1 pseudogene is annotated in these 238 nt (G+C 53.4%); it reads right to left on the minus strand.

The annotated features are described in order from the left end of the window. Nucleotides 1-238, minus strand: a pseudogene (locus tag SB822_RS60705) (IS1-like element transposase); the annotation flags it as partial.

The raw sequence follows: 238 nt of genomic DNA on the forward strand, positions 1-238 counted from the left end.
TCACTGCCCGGCTGTATGCGCGAGGTTACCGACTGCGGCCTGAGTTTTTTAAGTGACGTAAAATCGTGTTGAGGCCAACGCCCATAATGCGGGCAGTTGCCCGGCATCCAACGCCATTCATGGCCATATCAATGATTTTCTGGTGCGTACCGGGTTGAGAAGCGGTGTAAGTGAACTGCAGTTGCCATGTTTTACGGCAGTGAGAGCAGAGATAGCGCTGATGTCCGGCGGTGCTTTT

This window comes from Paraburkholderia sp. SIMBA_054 (genome assembly GCF_046534875.1).
Taxonomy (GTDB): Bacteria; Pseudomonadota; Gammaproteobacteria; order Burkholderiales; family Burkholderiaceae; genus Paraburkholderia; species Paraburkholderia hospita.